Origin of the sequence: Pseudomonas lundensis (assembly GCF_002269125.1) — a bacterium.
In the GTDB taxonomy this organism is placed as follows: Bacteria; Pseudomonadota; Gammaproteobacteria; order Pseudomonadales; family Pseudomonadaceae; genus Aquipseudomonas; species Aquipseudomonas lundensis_A.
On the sequence record NZ_NQKI01000009.1, the window covers coordinates 54,708 to 73,911 of the forward strand.

The 19,204-nt window shown below is 58.7% G+C and carries 20 protein-coding genes; 15 read left to right on the top strand and 5 right to left on the bottom strand.

Features of this window, described 5'->3' with window-relative positions; all coding sequences use genetic code 11:
- The first annotated feature begins 101 nt into the window (after positions 1 to 101).
- From CJF39_RS07945 to CJF39_RS07970, 6 genes are all read left to right on the top strand, one after another.
- A complete protein-coding gene (locus CJF39_RS07945) occupies positions 102 to 1,082 on the top strand; it encodes a flavin reductase family protein (protein ID WP_094992922.1) in 981 nt (326 codons plus the stop codon).
- A 50-nt stretch (positions 1,083 to 1,132) separates the two neighbouring features.
- Entirely contained in the window at positions 1,133 to 1,906 is a 774-nt protein-coding gene (locus tag CJF39_RS07950) for a glucose 1-dehydrogenase (RefSeq protein ID WP_094993005.1), read from the top strand.
- A gap of 65 nt (positions 1,907 to 1,971) precedes the next feature.
- A complete protein-coding gene (locus CJF39_RS07955) occupies positions 1,972 to 2,763 on the top strand; it encodes a fumarylacetoacetate hydrolase family protein (RefSeq protein WP_094992923.1) in 792 nt (263 codons plus the stop codon).
- Positions 2,764 to 2,785: 22 nt separating this feature from the next.
- The gene (locus CJF39_RS07960) at positions 2,786 to 3,715 is read left to right on the top strand and encodes an acetaldehyde dehydrogenase (acetylating) (RefSeq protein WP_094993006.1); all 930 of its coding nucleotides are present in this window, start codon (positions 2,786 to 2,788) and stop codon (positions 3,713 to 3,715) included.
- Between the two features lie 10 nt (positions 3,716 to 3,725).
- Positions 3,726 to 4,748: a 4-hydroxy-2-oxovalerate aldolase gene (dmpG, locus tag CJF39_RS07965; RefSeq protein WP_094992924.1), complete on the top strand. Its 1,023-nt coding sequence runs from the start codon at positions 3,726 to 3,728 to the stop codon at positions 4,746 to 4,748.
- A gap of 71 nt (positions 4,749 to 4,819) precedes the next feature.
- Positions 4,820 to 6,133 (top strand): spinster family MFS transporter, encoded by a 1,314-nt coding sequence (locus tag CJF39_RS07970; RefSeq protein ID WP_094992925.1) that lies wholly within the window; start codon positions 4,820 to 4,822, stop codon positions 6,131 to 6,133.
- On the opposite strand, the gene CJF39_RS07975 is transcribed toward CJF39_RS07970, so the two are convergent.
- Together CJF39_RS07975 and CJF39_RS07980 are read right to left on the bottom strand one after the other, a co-directional pair.
- Positions 6,134 to 7,216 (bottom strand): NAD(P)H-dependent flavin oxidoreductase, encoded by a 1,083-nt coding sequence (locus CJF39_RS07975; protein WP_094992926.1) that lies wholly within the window; start codon positions 7,214 to 7,216, stop codon positions 6,134 to 6,136.
- A gap of 110 nt (positions 7,217 to 7,326) precedes the next feature.
- Entirely contained in the window at positions 7,327 to 8,895 is a 1,569-nt protein-coding gene (locus CJF39_RS07980) for a L,D-transpeptidase family protein (RefSeq protein WP_094992927.1), read from the bottom strand.
- A gap of 126 nt (positions 8,896 to 9,021) precedes the next feature.
- On the opposite strand from CJF39_RS07980, the gene CJF39_RS07985 reads away from it, so the two are divergent.
- Positions 9,022 to 9,735 (top strand): murein L,D-transpeptidase catalytic domain family protein, encoded by a 714-nt coding sequence (locus CJF39_RS07985; protein WP_094992928.1) that lies wholly within the window; start codon positions 9,022 to 9,024, stop codon positions 9,733 to 9,735.
- A gap of 131 nt (positions 9,736 to 9,866) precedes the next feature.
- Positions 9,867 to 10,139, top strand: a complete 273-nt coding sequence (locus CJF39_RS07990) for a hypothetical protein (RefSeq protein ID WP_094992929.1) — start codon at positions 9,867 to 9,869, stop codon at positions 10,137 to 10,139.
- Positions 10,140 to 10,148: 9 nt separating this feature from the next.
- Here CJF39_RS07990 and CJF39_RS07995 read toward each other — a convergent pair whose 3' ends face one another.
- Entirely contained in the window at positions 10,149 to 10,817 is a 669-nt protein-coding gene (locus tag CJF39_RS07995; RefSeq protein ID WP_094992930.1) for a TetR/AcrR family transcriptional regulator, read from the bottom strand.
- Positions 10,818 to 11,053: 236 nt separating this feature from the next.
- Here CJF39_RS07995 and CJF39_RS08000 point away from each other — a divergent pair, with 236 nt between their 5' ends.
- Positions 11,054 to 11,890, top strand: a complete 837-nt coding sequence (locus tag CJF39_RS08000; protein ID WP_094992931.1) for a TauD/TfdA dioxygenase family protein — start codon at positions 11,054 to 11,056, stop codon at positions 11,888 to 11,890.
- Between the two features lie 40 nt (positions 11,891 to 11,930).
- Complete coding sequence (locus CJF39_RS08005) at positions 11,931 to 12,701, top strand: class II aldolase/adducin family protein (RefSeq protein ID WP_094992932.1); 771 nt, start codon at positions 11,931 to 11,933, stop codon at positions 12,699 to 12,701.
- A gap of 477 nt (positions 12,702 to 13,178) precedes the next feature.
- On the opposite strand, the gene CJF39_RS08015 is transcribed toward CJF39_RS08005, so the two are convergent.
- Positions 13,179 to 14,366, bottom strand: a complete 1,188-nt coding sequence (locus CJF39_RS08015; protein WP_094992933.1) for an MFS transporter — start codon at positions 14,364 to 14,366, stop codon at positions 13,179 to 13,181.
- Between the two features lie 128 nt (positions 14,367 to 14,494).
- On the opposite strand from CJF39_RS08015, the gene CJF39_RS08020 reads away from it, so the two are divergent.
- Positions 14,495 to 15,388 (top strand): LysR family transcriptional regulator, encoded by an 894-nt coding sequence (locus CJF39_RS08020; protein WP_094992934.1) that lies wholly within the window; start codon positions 14,495 to 14,497, stop codon positions 15,386 to 15,388.
- Positions 15,389 to 15,742: 354 nt separating this feature from the next.
- Here the strand turns inward: CJF39_RS08020 and CJF39_RS08025 are convergent, their stop codons facing one another.
- On the bottom strand, positions 15,743 to 16,564 hold the full coding sequence (locus tag CJF39_RS08025) for an SDR family oxidoreductase (RefSeq protein WP_094992935.1): 822 nt from the start codon (positions 16,562 to 16,564) through the stop codon (positions 15,743 to 15,745).
- A gap of 313 nt (positions 16,565 to 16,877) precedes the next feature.
- Here CJF39_RS08025 and folE point away from each other — a divergent pair, with 313 nt between their 5' ends.
- From folE to CJF39_RS08045, 4 genes are all read left to right on the top strand, one after another.
- On the top strand, positions 16,878 to 17,435 hold the full coding sequence (folE, locus tag CJF39_RS08030) for a GTP cyclohydrolase I FolE (RefSeq protein WP_094992936.1): 558 nt from the start codon (positions 16,878 to 16,880) through the stop codon (positions 17,433 to 17,435).
- Between the two features lie 81 nt (positions 17,436 to 17,516).
- The gene (locus CJF39_RS08035; protein WP_094992937.1) at positions 17,517 to 18,059 is read left to right on the top strand and encodes a DUF3833 domain-containing protein; all 543 of its coding nucleotides are present in this window, start codon (positions 17,517 to 17,519) and stop codon (positions 18,057 to 18,059) included.
- The gene (locus CJF39_RS08040) at positions 18,056 to 18,766 is read left to right on the top strand and encodes an SDR family NAD(P)-dependent oxidoreductase (RefSeq protein WP_094992938.1); all 711 of its coding nucleotides are present in this window, start codon (positions 18,056 to 18,058) and stop codon (positions 18,764 to 18,766) included. Before CJF39_RS08035 ends, CJF39_RS08040 begins: the two co-directional genes overlap by 4 nt.
- Before the next feature lie 14 nt (positions 18,767 to 18,780).
- Positions 18,781 to 19,086, top strand: a complete 306-nt coding sequence (locus CJF39_RS08045) for a DUF6482 family protein (protein ID WP_094992939.1) — start codon at positions 18,781 to 18,783, stop codon at positions 19,084 to 19,086.
- Positions 19,087 to 19,204 lie beyond the last annotated feature (118 nt).

Consider the following 19,204-nt stretch of genomic DNA (forward strand, 5'->3'; position numbering starts at 1 on the left):
CGGACGATAATCGGCCGACTACGTTAGTCCGTTGAGACGATGTAGTGCGTGGCCTGGCGGCGAATACTGCACGCACGAAAATTCAATCCATGAGGTTCGTCATGGCAATGCAAAGCAGCTTCGACCCGCAGGCGTTCCGCACGGCGCTGGGCACGTTCACCACCGGGGTGACGATCATCACCACACAGGCGGAAGACGGCTCGCCCATCGGCATCACCGCCAACAGCTTCAACTCGGTCTCACTCAACCCGCCTCTGGTGTTGTGGAGCCTGGCCAAGACCGCGCGCAGCCTGCCGGTCTTTACCAGCGGCAAACACTGGAACGTGCACGTGCTCTCCACTGAGCAGGAGCCGCTGTCAGGTCGTTTTGCCATGCAGGGCGAGAACAAGTTCGCAGAAATCCAGCTCGACAACGGCATCAGTGAGGCCCCGCTGTTACAGGACTGCACGGCACGTTTTCAGTGCCGCACCGCGTTCCAGTACGAAGGCGGCGACCACGTGATTTTTGTCGGGGAAGTGCTCGCTTTCGATCACAGCGACCGCGCCCCGCTTGCGTTCCAGAGCGGGCAATATGCCCTGGCCACGCGCAAACCCCGCAGTGAACTGCGCCTGGCCACCACCCCGCCGCCACCCGAGTGCAGCTACACCGAGGACTTGCTCGGGTACTTGCTCGGGCGTGCGCACTACCAATTGCTGGACGCCTTGCACCGTTTGTTGAGCAATCAGCAACTGGACGAACACGCGTTTTTCATCCTCTCGGTGCTGTGCATCCGTGACAACCTCAGCCTGTCCGAAATCAACACCTTCGTCAGCTATACAGGCCATGTCGTGACGGCCGCCAGCATGCGCTTTCTGGAGAAACAAAATCTGGTGGCCGTCGAGGGCAGTCATCAGGCACCGCGTTATGTGCTGACCGCCACAGGCCGCGAGACCTCGGTGCAGCAATTGGCACTGGCCAAGGCGGTCGAAGAAGACCTGTCGTCCAAGCTTGGCCCCGGCGATACACAGGCGCTCAAGGTGCTACTCAAGCGCCTGATTGCCGCCAGCGATCCCGGCCTGCCTGACCTGTGGGCGCCACGCTGAGTCTTGTGCATGATGCGCAGGCCTTCCAAGAACAAAAACAAGGGATTTTCATGAACATCATTCAACGCTTTACCCTCACTGGCAGCGTGGCCGTCATCACCGGCGGCGGGCGCGGCATCGGCCGTGCCATCGCGCTGGCCTATGCCGAAGCAGGCGCCGACGTGGTGCTGGCTGCTCGCACCCTGAGCGATGTCGAAGCGGTGGCCGAGGATGTGCGCGGCCTGGGGCGACGCGCCCTGGCTGTGCAGTGCGACGTGAATGACGCCGAACAGCGCGCAGCCCTCATCACCCAGGCACGCGAGCACATGGGACGCATCACCCACCTGGTCAATAATGCCGGGGGCGCCGGGCCAAATGATCCGTTGACCCTGACCGTTGAACGCTTCGAAGAAATCATGCGTTTCAACGTCTCGTCGGCCTACCACTTGACCCAGCTGTGTGTGCCGCACATGCGCGAGGCTGGCTGCGGCAACATCATCAACATAACGTCAGGTGCTGCCCGATATGCGCAGACCCAGTTCAGCGCCTATGGCACTGCCAAGGCTGCGCTGAGCCACATGACACGTCTGTTGGCGCAGGATTTCGCGCCGCACGTGCGGGTCAACGGGATTGCACCGGGGCCAATCCTCACCGATGCCTTGAACCGCGTGCTGCCGGTGCCCATGCGCGAAGGCATGATCAAGGCCACACCGCTGCAAAGCCTCGGTGAGCCGGAAGATATTGCCGCCGCTGCGCTGTACCTCGCCTCCCCGGCCTCGCGCTGGGTCACCGGTAAAATCCTTGAAGTGGACGGCGGCGCCGAATCGAGCGTGTGGCCGGGCTAATACCGCCACTACCGCAAACGTCGTCGCGGGTACAGGCCGCGACGGCAGGGCCAGAGAGAACCTATATGGACAGCAAACTGATTGAAGCGCTGGGCGATGAGCTGTTTCACGCCCTGCGCGAGCGCCGCAGCGTACCGCCGCTGACTCAACGCTACCCGGACCTCACGCTGGAAATGGCCTACCACATTTCCCTGCGCTTCCTGCAACGTCGTGAAGGCTTGGGGGAACAGGTTGTCGGTAAAAAAATCGGCGTTACCAGCCGCGCGGTGCAAGACATGCTCGACGTGCATCAACCCGACTTCGGTTTTTTAACCGATCGCATGCGGGTCGGTAATGACAGTGACGTGAGTTTTCAAACCCATCAATTAGTGCAACCCCGGGCCGAAGGCGAAATCGCCTTCATGCTTGGGCAAGACCTTCACGGTCCGGGCATCACCGCCGATGACGTAATGGCCGCCACGCAGTGGGTTGCCCCGTGCTTTGAGATCGTCGACTCGCGCATCGTCGACTGGAAAATCCGTATTCAAGACACCGTGGCCGACAACGCCTCGTGCGGCGTCTTCGCCTTGGGTGATGAACGCATCAACCCCCGTGAGCTGGACTTGGCCAAGGTGCAGTTGAACCTGCTGAAAAACGGTCAGCCCGCGGGCAATGGCTTGGGGTCTGCGGTGCAGGGGCACCCGTGTGAAGCCGTAGCGTGGCTGGCCAATACGCTGGGGAAGTTCGACATCCCGTTTCGCAAAGGCGAAATCATCCTTTCCGGTGCTCTGGCGCCGCTGGTACCCGTGCTGCCGGGGGACGACGTCAGCCTGACCCTCAGCGGGCTGGGCAGCGCCCGTCTGCGTTTCGTGTCCTGAACCTGTGATCGAGAGCTCAATGATGACCAAAAAGATCAAATGCGCCCTGATCGGGCCCGGCAACATCGGCACCGACCTGCTCTACAAACTGTTGCGCAGCGAGGTGCTGGAACCGGTGTGGATGGTGGGCATCGACGCCACGTCCGAAGGGTTACTACGCGCCCGGGACATGGGGCTCAAAACCACCAGTGAGGGCGTAGACGGCTTGTTGCCCCATGTGCTGAACGACAACATTCAGATTGCCTTTGACGCGACCTCGGCCTATGTCCATGCCGAAAACAGCCGCAAGCTCAATGCGCTGGGCGTGTTGATGATCGACCTCACACCAGCCGCCATCGGCCCTTACTGTGTACCGCCGGTGAACCTGGCCGCCAACCTCGAACGCGGCGCGATGAATGTCAACATGGTCACCTGCGGCGGGCAGGCAACCATTCCGCTGGTGGCAGCAGTGTCCAGTGTTCAGCCCGTGGCGTATGCCGAAATTATCGCCACCGCAGCGTCCAAATCCGTAGGCCCCGGCACACGCAAGAACATCGACGAATTCACCCGTACCACTGCCAGCGCCATCGAGCAGGTGGGCGGCGCCAAAAAAGGCAAGGCCATCATCATCGTCAACCCGGCAGAGCCGCCGTTGATCATGCGCGACACCGTGCATTGCCTGACCGAAACCGAGCCCGATCAAGCCGCCATTCGCCAAGCGATTGCCCACATGATCGCCCAAGTGCAGCAATACGTACCGGGGTACAAACTGGTCAACGGCCCAGTGTTTGACGGCAACCGCGTGTCGATTTTCATGGAAGTCGAAGGCCTGGGCGACTTCTTGCCCAAGTACGCCGGCAACCTGGACATCATGACTGCGGCAGCGGCACGTACCGCCGAAATGTTTGCCGAACAAATCCTGTCGGGCGACCTGCACCTGCGCGCCACCGCCCCGCAACCTGCCCTCGCTTAAGGAGTCGACCATGGACCTTCGCGGAAAAAAAATCACCGTGCATGACATGTGCCTGCGCGACGGCATGCACCCCAAGCGTCATCAGATCAGCTTGCAACAGATGAAAGACATTGCCTGCGGCCTTGACGCTGCTGGGGTGCCACTGATTGAAGTAACCCACGGCGACGGCCTGGGCGGCAGCTCGGTGAACTATGGCTTCCCGGCCCATACCGACGAGCAATACTTGTCGGCTGTGATCCCGATGATGAAAAACGCCAACGTGTCGGCGTTGTTGCTGCCCGGCATCGGCACGGTGGATCACCTGCAAATGGCCCATGACTTGGGCGTTAGCACGATCCGGGTGGCGACCCATTGCACCGAAGCCGACGTGTCGGAGCAGCACATCGCCTACGCCCGCAAGCTGGGCATGGACACTGTCGGGTTCCTGATGATGGCGCACATGAACAGCCCTGAAGGGCTGGTCAAGCAAGGCAAGCTGATGGAGAGCTTTGGCGCCAACTGCATTTACCTCACCGACTCCGCCGGGTACATGCTGCCCCACGACATCAGTGCCCGCGTCAGTGCCTTGCGGGCCGCGCTGCACCCGGACACAGAAATCGGCTTCCATGGCCATCACAACCTGTCGATGGGCGTGTCCAACTCCATCGCCGCTATCGCCGCAGGCGCCACTCGGATTGACGCCGCAGCCGCCGGCCTGGGTGCAGGTGCGGGCAATACGCCCATGGAGATTCTGGTGGCGGTGTGTGACCGCATGGGCATCGAAACGGGGGTCAGCGTGTTTGGCATACAGGACGTAGCCGAAGACTTGGTGGTGCCAATCATGGACTTCCCGATTCGCAGCGATCGCGATGCGCTGACCATGGGCTATGCCGGGGTGTATGGGTCGTTCCTGCTGTTCGCCAAACGCGCCGAGCAGAAATATGGCGTCCCCGCGCGGGAGATCCTGGTGGAAATGGGGCGTCGCGGCATGGTCGGCGGTCAGGAGGACATGATCGAAGACACCGCCATGACCCTGGCCCGTCAACGCGCCTGACCACCCCGCAGTTGCGAGCGCTGGCGGCCGTTCGCCAGCGCCCCGGATATTCAGCGCACAGAGAATCGACCATGTCCAACACCCACGTCGGCTGGCGCAGCCACGGCCTGCTGTTATTACTGGCTGCCGTCTTTGCTGACAACTTTGTCGGGCGGCAGATTCTGGCGGTGATGATTGAACCGATCAAACGCGAGTTCGGCGTGGGTGACACCGCACTGGGCCTGATATCGGGGCTGGCATTTGCCGGTGTCTATGCACTGCTCGGGCTGCCGGCCGGGCGTCTGGCCGATCGCATGTCGCGCACTCGCCTGCTGGCCGTGGCGTGTCTGTTGTGGGCCATCGCGACCATGGCCTGCGGGCTGGCGGTAAGTTTCTGGATGCTGGCACTGGCGCGCATGGCCGTCGCGGTGAGCGAGTCACCCACCACGTCAGCCTCCATGTCGATCATTGCCGACCTTTACCCGCCCCACCGCCGCTCTTTTGCGATCAGCTGCTTTACCGCAGCGCCGACCTTTTCGGCGGTCATCGGGCTCAGTCTGGGGGCGTGGGTGGTTGAACACTATGGCTGGCGTACGGCGTTTATTGCGATTGGCCTGCCCGCGTTGCTGTTCTCAACCGTACTGGCGTTTGTGGTCAAAGACCCGGCCCGGGGGCGCTGGGATCTGGCCGGTGCGCATGCCGCCCACCCGCTGCAGAGCCTGGGCGGTGAGGCGCGCAAACTCTGGGCCAATTCGGCCTACCGCTGCCTGATTATGGCGGGCGGCCTGTGCACCTTGAGTTCGTATGCCATCGGTATGTGGAACACCAGTTTTCTGGTGCGCTCCCACGGTTTGTCGCTGCAACACGCAGGCTTGCTGGCGGGTTTTATATGCGGCGGCGTTGCCGGTATCGGTGCTCTGTTCAGCGGCTGGCTGAGCGACCGCCTGACACCGCGCAACCCGCACTGGCAGGTCGCAATTCCTATCATCGGGCACCTCGCAGCCTTGTGTGCGCTGGTGACCTACCTGTTGTGGCCAGGCACCGTGTTCATGCAACTGGGCAGCATACCGATCCCCAGTGCAATGCTGTGGTGCGCGCTCTACAGCTTTTTTGCCGTGTGGTGGGTGGCGCCGTCCTACAACCTGGTAACGCAACTGGTGCCGGCCAGCCGACGCGGTACCGCCATGGCTTTGCAGACCATTATTTCAACCTTGTTGGGCATCGGTGTTGGCCCCCTGCTGGCGGGGCTGCTTAGCGATGCGCTGCAACCCGCGTTTGGCATCGAGTCACTGCGTTACGCGCTGCTGCTCGTCAGTTTGCCGGTAGTAGGCTCGGTCGGTTTGCTGATTCGCACCGCAGGCCATGCGGCGCAAACCCACTACGTCCATGCTCCCCAACGTGCCTGATTACAGCGGGCGGCGGTTCGCGTAATCGTTTATCAACCTGTGTGTGAGCGCATAGGAAGACAATTCCTGGGTCCGTCCAGGGCTCAGGGCGAATGCCTGCCCCGCCCACAGGTTGATGAAATCCCCCGACCCCTGAGGCTCTGTTTTGGCCTTGAGCGGCAACAGCACACCTCCAGCCAAGGGAAAAGCCGGAGCCAGAGGGTTTATCGGCCCGACTTCACGCATCACCCGATTGAGAATTCCGCGTGCGGGGCGCCCGGTGAACAGGTTGGTCAATGCCGTCTGGCTGGAGCTCGCTTCATGCAACGCCCGCCGGTGGGGGTGAGTCAATTTGGCTTGCGGGCAAAACAGGTAGGCCGTACCGATCTGCACCGCGCTTGCGCCCAAGGCAAAGGCCGCTGCAATCCCGCGTGCGTCTGCAATGCCCCCGGCTGCGATCACCGGGACTGAGACTGCATCGACGATCTGCGGCACCAATGCAAATGTGCCGGTCTGGGTGGTCAGCTCATCGCTCAAAAACATTGCCCGATGGCCACCGGCTTCGTAACCCATGGCAATGATCGCATCGCAGCCATGGCGTTCGAGCCACTGCGCCTCCTCGACCGTGGTGGCAGAGCTCAATATTTTGGCGCCACAGGCCTTGACCCGAGCCACCAATGCCGGGGCGGGTAAACCGAAGTGAAAGCTGACAATTTCCGGTCGCAACTGCTCGACGAGGGTGCAGGTTGCTTCATCGAAAGGCGCGCGGCTGGAGACGGGCGTGGGTGCGTCAAAGTCAGCACCGAGTTCGTCGTAGTAACCCTTGAATAGCGACTTCCAGTGCTGAGCACGTTCAGCATCGGCTACAGGCGCGACATGGCAAAAAAAGTTCAGGTTCAAGGGCTTGTCGCACGCAGCACGAAACGTGGCAACTTCGCCGCGAATTGTCTCCAGATCGAGGGTTGCACAGGCCAGTGAGCCCAAACCGCCCGCCTTCGCCACACCCATCATCATATCCGCGCCCGCCCCCAGCATCGGCGCTTGAATAATCGGGGCCGTAATGCCCGCCACGTCAATGAAGCGTGAGTCTGGCCAGCTGTTCATGAAGTGCTCTCCTGAGTGAGTCGTCTCGGGGACAAATTGCGTCGGGGGTCGAAGGTGTGTGGCCGGTGAAAAGGGGTGCTGTACACCCCTTTGGCCGCTTGCGAAGCCCGTCAGTTGACGGGTGATTTACGGGCCAGGGCCGCAATCAACGCTGGATCGTGATCGTAAACGTCGGGCGCATACGTCACTTTACCGTCCTTGTCAGCCTGGGCGGTCCAGTACGTCATTAAGATCGGCATGGGCTGTTCCAGTCGGAACTCATAGGTGCGCCCGGTGCTGAGCAATTCTTCAGTGCGGGCTTTTTCCGAAGGGCTGACCAGCCAGTCCCGCAGTTCGAAGGCCGATTCAACCCGTACACACCCTGAACTGAAAGCGCGCGGGGCTTTGCTGAACAGTGCCTGACTCGGGGTGTCGTGCAGATACACGGCGAACGGATTGGGGAACCGCACCACGATCTTGCCCAATGGATTGCGCGGACCTGCGCCCTGACGCAGCAAGATATTGCCCGGACGTTCCCAGTTGACCTCTTGAGGTGAAAGCTGCCGACCGCTGCTGTCGAGCACTTGCAGGTCATGGCGCGCCAGGTACGATTGATCGCGGCGGATTTGCGGCAGTTTGTCCTGCTTGAAAATGGTCGGCGGGATGGTCCAGGTCGGGTTGAGGGTCAAGCGTGTGACACGGGATTTGAGCAACGGCGTTTGCCGGTCCGGCCTGCCCACTTGGGTACGGGTTTGCCAGACAGGCATGCCATTTTGGTAGACCATCAGCAACGCGGCCGGGACGTTGACCAGAAGACTGGTGGGCTCGAAGTCCTGAGCCATCCAGCGAAAACGCTCCAGATTGATGCGTAATTGATCCCGGCGCGCTTGCGCACTGACATTCATCTCCTTCAGAGTGCCCGGCCCGATGACGCCATCGGCTTGAAGCGAATGATCACGCTGAAAACTCTTTACGGCAGCGGCCAGTTCCGGCCCGTAGGTATTGTTCGTCAGCGTGGGCATGTGGCTCAGGTACCCCTCGCTCAGCATTCGTTCTGCCAACACAGGCACCCGCGCATCCTGCATGCCGGGTTTGAGCAGTTGCCCCTGCCCCACCACAGGCCAGTGAGGCAGCGGCTGCAAGCGTTCACGGGCGTACACCTTGCGCAGGTTCTGGTAGCGTTCCAGCGCAGGGCGCGCCTTGTCAAATGCGCTGCCTATGTCCTGCAGGCCCGGCCCGGCAATTGCCAGAATCGGGGTCTGCCGATCAGGCATTTCATCGCCGGAGTGCCAGACCGGCTCGAAACGCGATTGGTTCAAACGACCAAAATGCAGATCCTGCAGGGCTTGCAAGTATTGAAAGCTGGTATCGATGTCGGCGCATAAGCCCTGATCGTTGGGCAACGGGTAGTGCGCCGGGTCCAGGCCATCATCGGCCAACGTGGGCAGTTCGGCCTGCAACGCGGCAAGACGCCCATCCACCGACCACACCGGTTGAAAGTGCTGACCTTGGTAAAACGCCTGCAATAACTGCTGAGCCGGCGCGTTAATGCGTGGGGCCAGCGCAGGACACTCGCGGGGCAAATCCGTCAGCGCGACCTCAATCATCGTCGCCGGATCAACGGGCACCTCATCGGCCAGAGCGACCAATGGCGCTGCGAGCAAAGCAATGCTCAAGTAACATGCGTGTTTTTTGATCAACTGCTTTACTCCAATCCATGGCCATCATGGTTGATGGATAACCGTATCACCCGTCGACGTTGCACAGGTCAGCACCTGTCTGGACGGGACATTTGGAGCCTATACAACAGTGAGAACCCTAGACCTATGCTGACTTTCCTGCGACGGCTTTGTCTGGCCGCCGCGACCGTGGGCCTGTTTACCAGCCCTGTGTTCGCCGCCAGCCCCTCTACACCGGTACTGTTCAACAGCCTCGCCCAGGCAGCACCAGAACTCAATCCCCAAGCACTAAAAAGTGCCATCAGCGCCATGCAATGCGCCGTGAACAATGGCGCCAGCCAGGCTCGGCATCTGGCAGTGATTGACTACTCGCAGCCATCTACTGCGCGCCGCTTGTGGATCTTCGACCTGCAAAGCAAGCGCCTGGTATTACGCGATCTGGTCGCTCACGGGCAAAACTCCGGGGAAAACTTCGCCACCCAATTTTCCAATGACGAAGGCAGCTACCAGTCCAGCCTGGGCTTGTTCCGCACTCAAGAAAGTTACAAAGGCACCCATGGCTATTCACTGCGCATGGATGGCCTTGAGCCTGGCATCAATGACCGGGCACGCGACCGGGCCATCGTGATTCATGCCGCCAGCTATGTGAATCCGCTCTGGAGCGAGCGCCAGGGCCGCATCGGCCGCAGCCAGGGCTGCCCAGCGGTTCGGCCGCAAGTGGCGCGTAAAGTGGTAGACAAACTCAAGGACGGACAGTTCATGTTCGCGTGGTACCCCGACAAGCGTTGGCTCCAGTCCTCGGCTTACCTCAACTGCCAGCCTCGGCTGGTTGCCAGCATCGTCTCGGCAAAAGGCAGTTGAGAAACAGCGTTCAGCCATTCCCAGGCTAGCGCAGTAATTAGTACTACAGACCTTCCGCTAAGAGACTACGCTACGAGCTGTCATTAACATGGCGCCTCGTAGCGAGGTTCCACTCGACAAGGAACGCTGTAGTGACATTTGTATTGAAGTTCGAACAGGCCGGTCAGGCCAGCGTCCTAAACGTTGCAGGCATAGAAGATGCCCTCGCACTCGTGACCGAGGCTCACAGTGCCCTCGAAAACCCCACCTTGTATTTCGAGCCCAAGCAAACTTACTGCGCATTACAGCCCGGTGTGAGCCTCGAGTCAGTGGCTCAGGAACTGGACAGCCAATGGGAGTGGGCAGCTGATGACACCCTCAAGGTCCACCCCACGCTCAAAGCGAAATACCAGCTGCAGCAATAACGCTTAGCGCTATTGCCTGCTGCTCAAGCCAAACGTGCATGGACTCAGGCAGCCCATGGCCATTGCCAGCAGACTGTCCTGCAGAGCCGTCGACTCCAGCTGCTCCGGTATGTCTTGCAGTACGCCACGGATGACCTCGCGCAATCCTTGGCCGAGCAGGTACGCGGCCAATTCCGGATGCGGTGTTGTGATCTCACTTTTATACATCGTCAAAAGTGGCAGCCAGGTCGCCTCGATAAACTCCCCTGCCGTCTTGTAGGGCCCGCGCCACATGCCCAAGTGCAGGGCCGAGTGGTACCGCAAGTGAAAAGCCTTGTTCAATTTGAACAGGCGCGTTTCAACACGCACGATATTTCCGAGAATTTCCCGCAGTGCCGATTTCAACGGTACGCCCCGTAGCCGCTCACGCACCCTCAAGAGTTGTTCGGCCTCTTGGTCGAGTACACGTTCGTACAGCAGGGCAATGATGGCGTCCTTGTTGGGAAAGTATTGATAGATCGAGCCGACTGCGACGCCGGAAACGTCTGCAATGCGGGCCACGGTGAGCGAGTCCTCCCCGGATTCATCGAGAATCCGCAAACACGCCTGCTCTACCGCTTCGACCAGTGCACGTGAGCGCGACTGGGAGGGTCGCTTGCGTAAAGCCGGAAGCGCCTGCTGTGTTGTTATCAGGTCCATTATGTTGTGTGCCTGTTCCTGTATGGAAATCCGAGCCCGACCTTCTCAGCATCCGCATGAAATCCAATTAACCCATGTAAATCAGCACGTTAGACAAACGTAAAGGGTGTTCTGGAATGCGAATATCTCAACGCGGGTGCCCTCAGTATGATCATTGCGGTCGATCCGACAACATCTAAACGTGTCGCCATGCGCTTGATCCGCTCAGGTGTTGGCGCCCTGCCAGGAGATTGTTTATGTCTTCAACGTTCACTGTATTGCCCCTGGGTCCACATCTGGGAGGCGAAGTCGTCGATCTGGATCTTTCTTCTGTCGTTTTGCCGCAGACATTGGAGGCCCTTGAAGCCGCTCTTATCAAACATGAAGTTATCGTGCTGCATGCCCCCGGGCTGAAACCCGAACAACATCTGGCCATCGCACGGTATTTCGGGGAGCCCGAAGTCCACACGTTTTACCCCAATCTGGGCAATGGTTTTGAAGAAATTACGGTGATCGACTCCAAGCTGGGCGACAGGGCTGACATGTGGCATCACGACGAAAGCTTTTTGCCCCACCCGCCTGTCGTCACCATGACCCATGCCCAGATACTGCCGCCTACCGGCGGTGACACCTGCTGGGTCAGTATGACCACCGCCTACGAGGCGTTGTCTGAACGCATGAAGCACTACCTCGAGGGACTGAGTGCCTGGCACGACATGAACGCGCCTATCACGGCCGCCCTGCGCCAGAACGTCGTCACACATGAACGCTATCTGGAGGTCGTCAGCATGAACCGGCGGCACCTCCACCCTCTGGTCATCAGACACCCCATTTCAGGACGCCAGGCGCTGTACCTCAGCCCGACCTACACCACCCACATTGAAGGCCTCGCCAGCACCGAAAGCGAGGCGGTGCTTGCTTACTTGCATGCACATTGCCAGCACGTGCAATTCGGCTTTCGCCACCGCTGGACGGTCGGTGACATGGTGCTCTGGGACAACCGCAGCGTACTCCACAACGCCATCCTGGATTACAAACCGCATCAACGACGCATGCAACGCACTTCGGTGTTTGCCCACGCCCGTCATGGATAAACCATTGCTTAGCATCGCCGTTCAGAAGAAGGAAGCCGTCATGTTAAAGGACACGCTTAATTACGACATGCTCGCCCGCTACATCCCACGGCCAGGCCGTCACGCCCTGCTACCCGAGCTGACCGCCCGGCAAACCGTTGCGCTGCTGTGCCGGGTTTTGTCCCGAGAAGGTTACAACGATCACATTGCTGGCCACATCACTGTGCGCCAGGATGACGGCACTTACCTTGCCAACCCTTGGGAATTGACGTGGTCAGAAGTAACCGCTTCGGACATCGTGCGGCTCGATGCGCAAGGCCAAGTGATCGAAGGCGACTGGAACATTACCCCGGCAATCAACCTGCACATCGAGGTGCACGCTGCCCGCCACGATGTGGGGGTGGTCATCCACAATCACCCGCAATGGGGCTCGATCTGGTCAGCCGCAGGCCGTATCCCACCGATTTATGACCAGACATCCGCATTGGTCGACACAGCCCCTGTGCTCTATGACGAGTACCGTGGCACGGTTGAAGACGCTGATCTGGGCCGCGCCGTGGTGGACGCATTGGGCTCGCAAAAATGGGCAATGCTCGCAAATCATGGTGTGTTGATCGTCGCCAATGGCATTCGTCAGGCGCACTTGCGAGCGATTACCCTGGAATGGCGCAGCCGTTTGGCATGGCATGTAGAGACGCTAGGTGGTGGCAGCCCCTTGCCCTCAAACGTAGCCTTGGCCACCGGCAAGCGTACCGACGCCAATGGGTTTCCGTTTTTGTGGGAAGCCATGGCGCGCGAAGAGATACGGCGCGACCCCGGAGTCCTTGAATAACCGTTGGCGGCCAAACAGTACCCTTCCTGCTGCTTGACCGGGAATCTCAAAGCGCGTGGCAGGGCCTTTATGAAGACTGCCGCGCTCGCTGCACACTGATCGCAAACCTTCCCCGAGGGTCAAGCTTGCGGGGGGGGGGGGCTGTCACCAAGGTGCGGTCAGTGAAAAAGGAACTCGCAGGGCTTCAACATGAATCGCCCCGGGTTTCCTAGACACCCTTTTGCCTTAAATGGACTGCCCCCGGCGCCATAGACATCTCCAGCCTATGCTCGCCGACGGTCATCCACATGCGAGATTTCTCCGTAATCGAAGACGCCGACGCGGCATCATTCATTAAGATGTAACTGCCAAGCACGAGAGCTGAATACAGCACACCAAGCCAACGAAGTGGCCGCTTGCTCCAGCTTTCGCGCTGCTAGGCATTTGCGACGGGTGAATGCTCCCGGTCATAACCATTCTCCTGGAACGTTGCGTAACTCAAGGGACTCTAGAGGATGTTGCATGTGACGTCAGTACCGTCACCGCTGCCCCCAGCAGCAGCACGATTGCACTAGCGAAAAACGTGCGCTGATAGCCGTGACTATCGAACAGCAGTCCACCCACGGTTGAGCCCAGAGCAATGGACAGTTGAATCACGGCTACCATCAGGCCGCCTCCAGCCTCGGCATTATTTGGCATCGCCTGTGCTACCCAACTCCACCAGCCCACCGGGGCCGCAGTCGCCAACAGTCCCCATAACCCCAGCAGTGCACCAACAACGAAGGTCGAGTGGCCAAAAGGGATCAGTGCCAGAGCGATCAAGGCCATCAAGACCGGAATGACTATTAATGTCTGGAACAGGCTGCGCCTTAGAAATCGGCCGATAATCAAGGTACCGATAAAGCCTGTCGAGCCGATCACCAGTAAGATCAACGAAAGCATGGATACATCGACGCGCGTTACCGTTTCAAGGAAGGGCCGCAGGTAGGTGAATAGCGCAAACTGCCCCATGAAGAAGGCTCCGCAACCGACCATACCCAGTGCCACTGAACGATTCTTTAACAGCTTGAACACGTTCCCTGATTCCGTTCTACGCGGTCCCACCTTCATGGGCGGGAGGCTGATGTACATCCAGGTCAGAGCAATCGCCGCGATGGGCACTACACAAAGAAAAGCACCGCGCCAGCCAATAATCGAGCCCAAATAACTGCCCAACGGTGCGGCAATTACGGTAGCCAGCGCGTTACCGCCGTTGAAGATGGCTAGTGCTTTCGGCACCTGCGGGGCGGGTACCAAGCGCATAGCCGTCGCCGCGGACATCGCCCAGAAACCGCCAATGACCACACCGATGAGCGCACGGCCGACCATGTAAGTTTGATAGTCGGGGGCCAGCCCGACGATCAAGCCCGAGACGGCCATCAACCCGGCCAGTGCCATCAGCAACAGCTTGCGATCGAGGGTTCTGGCAAGCCACGAGATCGACAGGCTAGTTAGCACGGCAAATGCCCCCGAAATCGCAATGCCTTGCCCGGTCATCCCTTCGCTAACCTGAAGATCAAGGGCTATCGGCGTCAGCAGGCTGGCAGGCATGAATTCAGAAGCGATCAGGGCGAAAACACACAGCGTCATTGCAAAGACCCCGCTCCAGTAGGCAGGAGCCTCGTTGCTGGTTGAAACAGTGGCCATTGGGTCCTCGCGACTAATCGTATTCATGCCGGTCATGGTGGCGAACGAATACTCACGCGACTAGCTAATGAATGCTTAACAAGGCTATAAGTTGAGCTAATCAATAGCTGCATAAGGTGCTGCGTACCATGGTCAGAGGAAACCTCAACGATCTGCTTTCATTCGTGACAGTGGCGCGTGAAGGCAGCTTCACCCGTGCCGCCGGGATACTGGGAGTTACCCAGTCGGCACTGAGCCAGGCCATCAGAGGTCTGGAATCGCGCCTGCAAATCAGGTTGCTGACGCGCACCACCCGCAGCGTCTCGCCGACTGTCGCGGGCGAGCGGCTGCTGCAAGCGATCGGTAATCGCTTCGATGAGATTGAGGCGGAACTGGATAACCTGACGCAAATGCGCGACAAGCCTGCGGGCACCGTACGTATCACCTGCGGCGATCATGTTCTGCGCACCACGTTGCTACCCAAACTATCTGCGCTGCTCCACGAATACCCGGACATCAACGTTGAGTTCGACGTGAGTTACGGATTCAGGGACATTGTGGCGGATCGTTTTGATGCAGGTGTGCGCCTGGGCGACACCATCGACAAAGACATGATCGCAGTTCCGATAGGCCCGCAATTGCGGATGGCTGCTGTCGCCGTGCCAGAGTACTTTGCCAGCCGTGGCATTCCCGAAAACCCGCGCGACCTGATGAACCATAGCTGTATCAACCAGCGTATGCAGACATCTGGCGGGCTTTATGTATGGGACTTTGAGCAGCGAGGCAAGCAGGTGAACGTGCGTGTAAACGGCCAGCTTATTTTCAACACGTCCAGCCATATCGTAGATGCGGCCTTGGCCGGGCTGGGCATCGCGTACCTGCCAGAAGAAGAGTTTGAGCCGCACCTGCGTGAAGGTAGGCTGGAGCGGGTGCTGGAAGATTGGTGCCCACCGTTCTCTGGCTACTATTTGTATTACCCCAGCCGTCGACAACCGTCCCCCGCCTTTACACTGGTTGCCAATGCATTGCGCAAAGCTGTGTAGACGGGACAGCCTTTTGGTGTAGATACAGTTGGTCTGAAGCCTGAGCAGTGCAGCGCGTTGCAAAAAAAATAATCCCAGCGCTATTAAGTACAAAAACCATAACTAAATTAAGCCATCCGTTAATGTCCGCTTTTGGCCGATTCTGTTGAAAAAGTCGGCCATGCTTTCCAACGCAGAAAAGTACGCGTTTGAAATTGAAATCTTTACTTTGAACAAAGGGTTTCGGGGGCAGATTTGGCGTAGCTGCGCTTAAAAAATGCATTTGCAGCAATCAATACGTGTGCAGCCTGGAAGGATCGACTTTTTCAACACAATCGGTCAAAAACTGTCTTTCGCAGGCGCGATCTTAATGTCCTAGGTTTCGCTGTCGTCCAGGACTGCCGGAGTCGCAGCCGTCCCAGCCAACAGACCACCATCAATATTGAACTCGCTGCCCGTGATGTACGTAGCGTCATCCGACGCGAGCAACAAGGCCAGAGCGGCCACTTCTTCAGGCATACCGAATCGCCTGAGCGGAGTGTCTCGAACCAGCGCAGCCATTCGCTCTTCGCGACCGGCATCGCTACCTAACATGGGTTCCCACATGGGAGTAAGGATGGCCGCCGGATGAATCGAGTTGCATCGAACGCTCAGTCCTTGTTCGGCGCAGTAAAGCGCCACTGTTTTAGTGTGATTGCGAACGGCAGCTTTGGACGACGCATACGCTGCAGCCCCTGGAATGCCAACGAGGCCGGAGCGAGAGGAAATGTTGACGATGGAACCGGCTCCTGACTGGCGCATGGAGCGAATGGCGTATTTGCATCCGAGGAATACTCCGTCGAGATTAGTTTGATGCACGGAACGCCAATCTTCCAGCCTTGCATGTTCCGGGTCATGTCGCTCAGCACCGCTCTCGAATCCGGTGATGCCCGCGTTATTCACGAGGATATTCCAATTCCGGCCTTTATTTGTAATCTGCGTGGCCAATCGTTGCCAATCCTCTTCACGCCGCACATCCAGACGCTGAAAGCAGGCGCTACTACCCAACGAGCTTGCAACCGCATTACCAAGATCGTCGTTAATATCAGTGACGTAAACGAAGCAACCTTCTTGCACAAAGAGCCTTGCAATGGCGGCGCCGATGCCTTGAGCCGCGCCGGTGACGACCGCTGTCTTGGAAACCAGTTTATTTTCCATAAATGATGATATCTCCATGATGAAGCGTGTTCAGAGCCCGTAATAATCAGCCAATGCCCTATCCCATGCTCACGCTTGGCAAAGAGGCTATTCCATAACCGAATGCCGCGAAACCTGAAAAGCTGGGCCAGGCAGGGTCAGTCATTGGGCAAACGAGAAATGAGGTTTTCGCATCTGCAAAAAAAAGATTGCCAATTCATTGTCAGGTGATTTTTTTCAGCCTACCTTAAACAAACCTATACAAGAAGTTTTTCCTGTATAACTATTTGACTATGGATTTGCACACACTCATAGCCCAACCGCGAGAAATTGAATGAACCCACTATTAGCCAGCCATTACCGGGAAATTCTCGTCGGTCTCGGTGAAAACCCCGAGCGCGAGGGCTTGTTAGACACGCCCAAGCGTGCCGCCAAAGCAATGCAGTACCTGTGCAATGGCTACACGTTGAGCCTAGAAGACGTCACTAACGGAGCCTTATTCGAGTCGCAGAGCGATGAAATGGTGATCGTCAGGGACATCGAGCTTTATTCCTTGTGTGAGCATCACATGTTGCCCTTCATCGGCAAGGCGCATGTGGCGTACATCCCCACCGGCAGAGTCCTGGGGCTGTCGAAGGTCGCGCGAGTGGTTGATATGTTCGCACGTCGCCTACAGATCCAAGAAAACCTTACCCGGCAGATTGCTGAAGCTATCCAGCAGATTACTGATGCCGCCGGTGTGGCCGTGGTCATTGAAGCTAGGCACATGTGCATGATGATGCGCGGCGTAGAGAAGCAGAATTCGGTCATGACTACCTCCGTAATGCTGGGCAACTTCCGTGATAGTTCGACGACGAGGCAGGAATTCCTACAGCTCATCGGACGACGATAAACTTATACACTGACTGCAAAATGTACAGCTGCATCGCTCGAAACTTCATCCTCACACTTGTGTACTTTAGGGATTAAGGCAATGACCCGATTTCTGCTGTTACTGGCAATGGTACTCAGCGTCACGAGCTGTACCAGTGTGGATGTTGCCCGGTATGCGGATCAGCAACCGGCGTTGAATCTGGAGCATTTTTTCAGCCAGCCCGTCAAAGCCTGGGGGATGTTTCAGAAGCGCAACGGTGAGGTGGCCAAGCGTTTCGAGGTCAACATCGTCAGCCGTCGCGAAGGCAACAACCTAATTCTCGACGAGCGCTTCCTCTATAGCGACGGCACCCGCCAGCGTCGCGTCTGGACCCTCACGCCAGAGGGCCAGGGACGCTGGAGCGGCCGCGCGGAGGATGTGGTCGGTATCGCCAGGGGCCACGTCGTCGGAAACACGTTGCACTGGCGATACAACCTGAACCTGCCAGTCGATGATTCGACCTACGAAATGAGCATGGACGACTGGATGTACTTGATGGACGAAGACACATTGATCAACCGCACCCGTATGTCCAAGTTCGGGGTTGAGGTCGGTCAGGTGACGATATTCTTCCGCCGCCAGGGCGCCGGGGTGAGCCAATGAACCACCTCCTGACCATGACCTCCCTCGACGACGGGTATCGCGCGCTGGTGATCGGTGCCAGCGGCGCCCTCGGCACAGCGTTTTGCGAACACCTGAGGCAGGATCCGCGCTGCGCCGGGGTTCGTGCGCTAGGGCGCCATACCGTTCCCGAGCTGGACCTTGAACGACCGGAAACGATTGCCAGCGCCGCCACCGAACTGGCCGCAGAAGCGCCCTATCAACTGATCGTACACGCGGCCGGCCTGCTCCATCGCGACGGGATCAAACCGGAAAAAAGCATCAGCGCCATCGAGCCGGAGGCGCTGCAGGCTGTGTTTCAAGTGAACACGCTGGGGCCGGCCATCGTGTTGCGCTACTTTTTACCGCTGCTCGCACCGCGCGGAGCGATGGCGATGCTATCGGCAAAGGTCGGCAGCATTGGCGACAACCGTTTGGGCGGCTGGTATGCCTACCGGGCTTCCAAAGCCGCACTGAACATGCTGATCAAGACTGCCGCCATCGAACTGACCCGCACCCACCCGTACAGCCGGTTGCTAACCCTGCATCCAGGCACGGTTGTGTCGGGGCTGTCGCACCCTTTTCGCGTAGCCGACAGCGCACGCCCCGCAGGCGTTGCCGCGGCCCAATTACTGACCTTGATTGACCAGTTGACACCGGCCGACAGCGGCCATTTCTTTGTTTACGATGGAGAACGCCTGCCCTGGTAGGCAAGGAGTGAAGCATGAACCTGCAAACCCTAACCGAACATGCGGCCAACAGTGAAATACGCGAGCTGGAGCTGCTGTCACTCGAAGGCGGTGTTTATTTGGCACGGATCCGCCTCGATCACGGGCAATTCACCCTGCTTGACGAGGCGGCCAAGCCGATGCACCTGCGTTCAGTCCCCCACCTGCGGGACTTGCTGCACACCGTACCGGCATTTCCTTGCGTGCTGGTGCAGCAATGCGTGCATGACGAAATGTGTGGCCGGGATACCGGGCCTGTCGAAGAGATGCGCCTTCCGTTTACGCTCACCACTCCATTATGAAGATGTCTTTCAACGGCTACGAGACTACGTCAAAGGTCAGTAATAGTTGAGAAGTCTGCCGCTTCGGCGTAGCCGAGGCGGTTTTTTGTCCAAACAACACGCTAGTGGGATGCACAGA

Coding starts and splice junctions, on each gene's coding strand:
- CJF39_RS07945 (WP_094992922.1), top strand. CDS start 102: ATGGCAATGCAAAGCAGCTTCGACCCGCAGGCGTTCCGCACGGCGCTG.
- CJF39_RS07950 (WP_094993005.1), top strand. CDS start 1,133: ATGAACATCATTCAACGCTTTACCCTCACTGGCAGCGTGGCCGTCATC.
- CJF39_RS07955 (WP_094992923.1), top strand. CDS start 1,972: ATGGACAGCAAACTGATTGAAGCGCTGGGCGATGAGCTGTTTCACGCC.
- CJF39_RS07960 (WP_094993006.1), top strand. CDS start 2,786: ATGACCAAAAAGATCAAATGCGCCCTGATCGGGCCCGGCAACATCGGC.
- dmpG (WP_094992924.1), top strand. CDS start 3,726: ATGGACCTTCGCGGAAAAAAAATCACCGTGCATGACATGTGCCTGCGC.
- CJF39_RS07970 (WP_094992925.1), top strand. CDS start 4,820: ATGTCCAACACCCACGTCGGCTGGCGCAGCCACGGCCTGCTGTTATTA.
- CJF39_RS07975 (WP_094992926.1), bottom strand. CDS start 7,216: ATGAACAGCTGGCCAGACTCACGCTTCATTGACGTGGCGGGCATTACG.
- CJF39_RS07985 (WP_094992928.1), top strand. CDS start 9,022: ATGCTGACTTTCCTGCGACGGCTTTGTCTGGCCGCCGCGACCGTGGGC.
- CJF39_RS07995 (WP_094992930.1), bottom strand. CDS start 10,817: ATGGACCTGATAACAACACAGCAGGCGCTTCCGGCTTTACGCAAGCGA.
- CJF39_RS08000 (WP_094992931.1), top strand. CDS start 11,054: ATGTCTTCAACGTTCACTGTATTGCCCCTGGGTCCACATCTGGGAGGC.
- CJF39_RS08005 (WP_094992932.1), top strand. CDS start 11,931: ATGTTAAAGGACACGCTTAATTACGACATGCTCGCCCGCTACATCCCA.
- CJF39_RS08015 (WP_094992933.1), bottom strand. CDS start 14,366: ATGGCCACTGTTTCAACCAGCAACGAGGCTCCTGCCTACTGGAGCGGG.
- CJF39_RS08020 (WP_094992934.1), top strand. CDS start 14,495: ATGGTCAGAGGAAACCTCAACGATCTGCTTTCATTCGTGACAGTGGCG.
- CJF39_RS08025 (WP_094992935.1), bottom strand. CDS start 16,564: ATGGAAAATAAACTGGTTTCCAAGACAGCGGTCGTCACCGGCGCGGCT.
- folE (WP_094992936.1), top strand. CDS start 16,878: ATGAACCCACTATTAGCCAGCCATTACCGGGAAATTCTCGTCGGTCTC.
- CJF39_RS08035 (WP_094992937.1), top strand. CDS start 17,517: ATGACCCGATTTCTGCTGTTACTGGCAATGGTACTCAGCGTCACGAGC.
- CJF39_RS08040 (WP_094992938.1), top strand. CDS start 18,056: ATGAACCACCTCCTGACCATGACCTCCCTCGACGACGGGTATCGCGCG.
- CJF39_RS08045 (WP_094992939.1), top strand. CDS start 18,781: ATGAACCTGCAAACCCTAACCGAACATGCGGCCAACAGTGAAATACGC.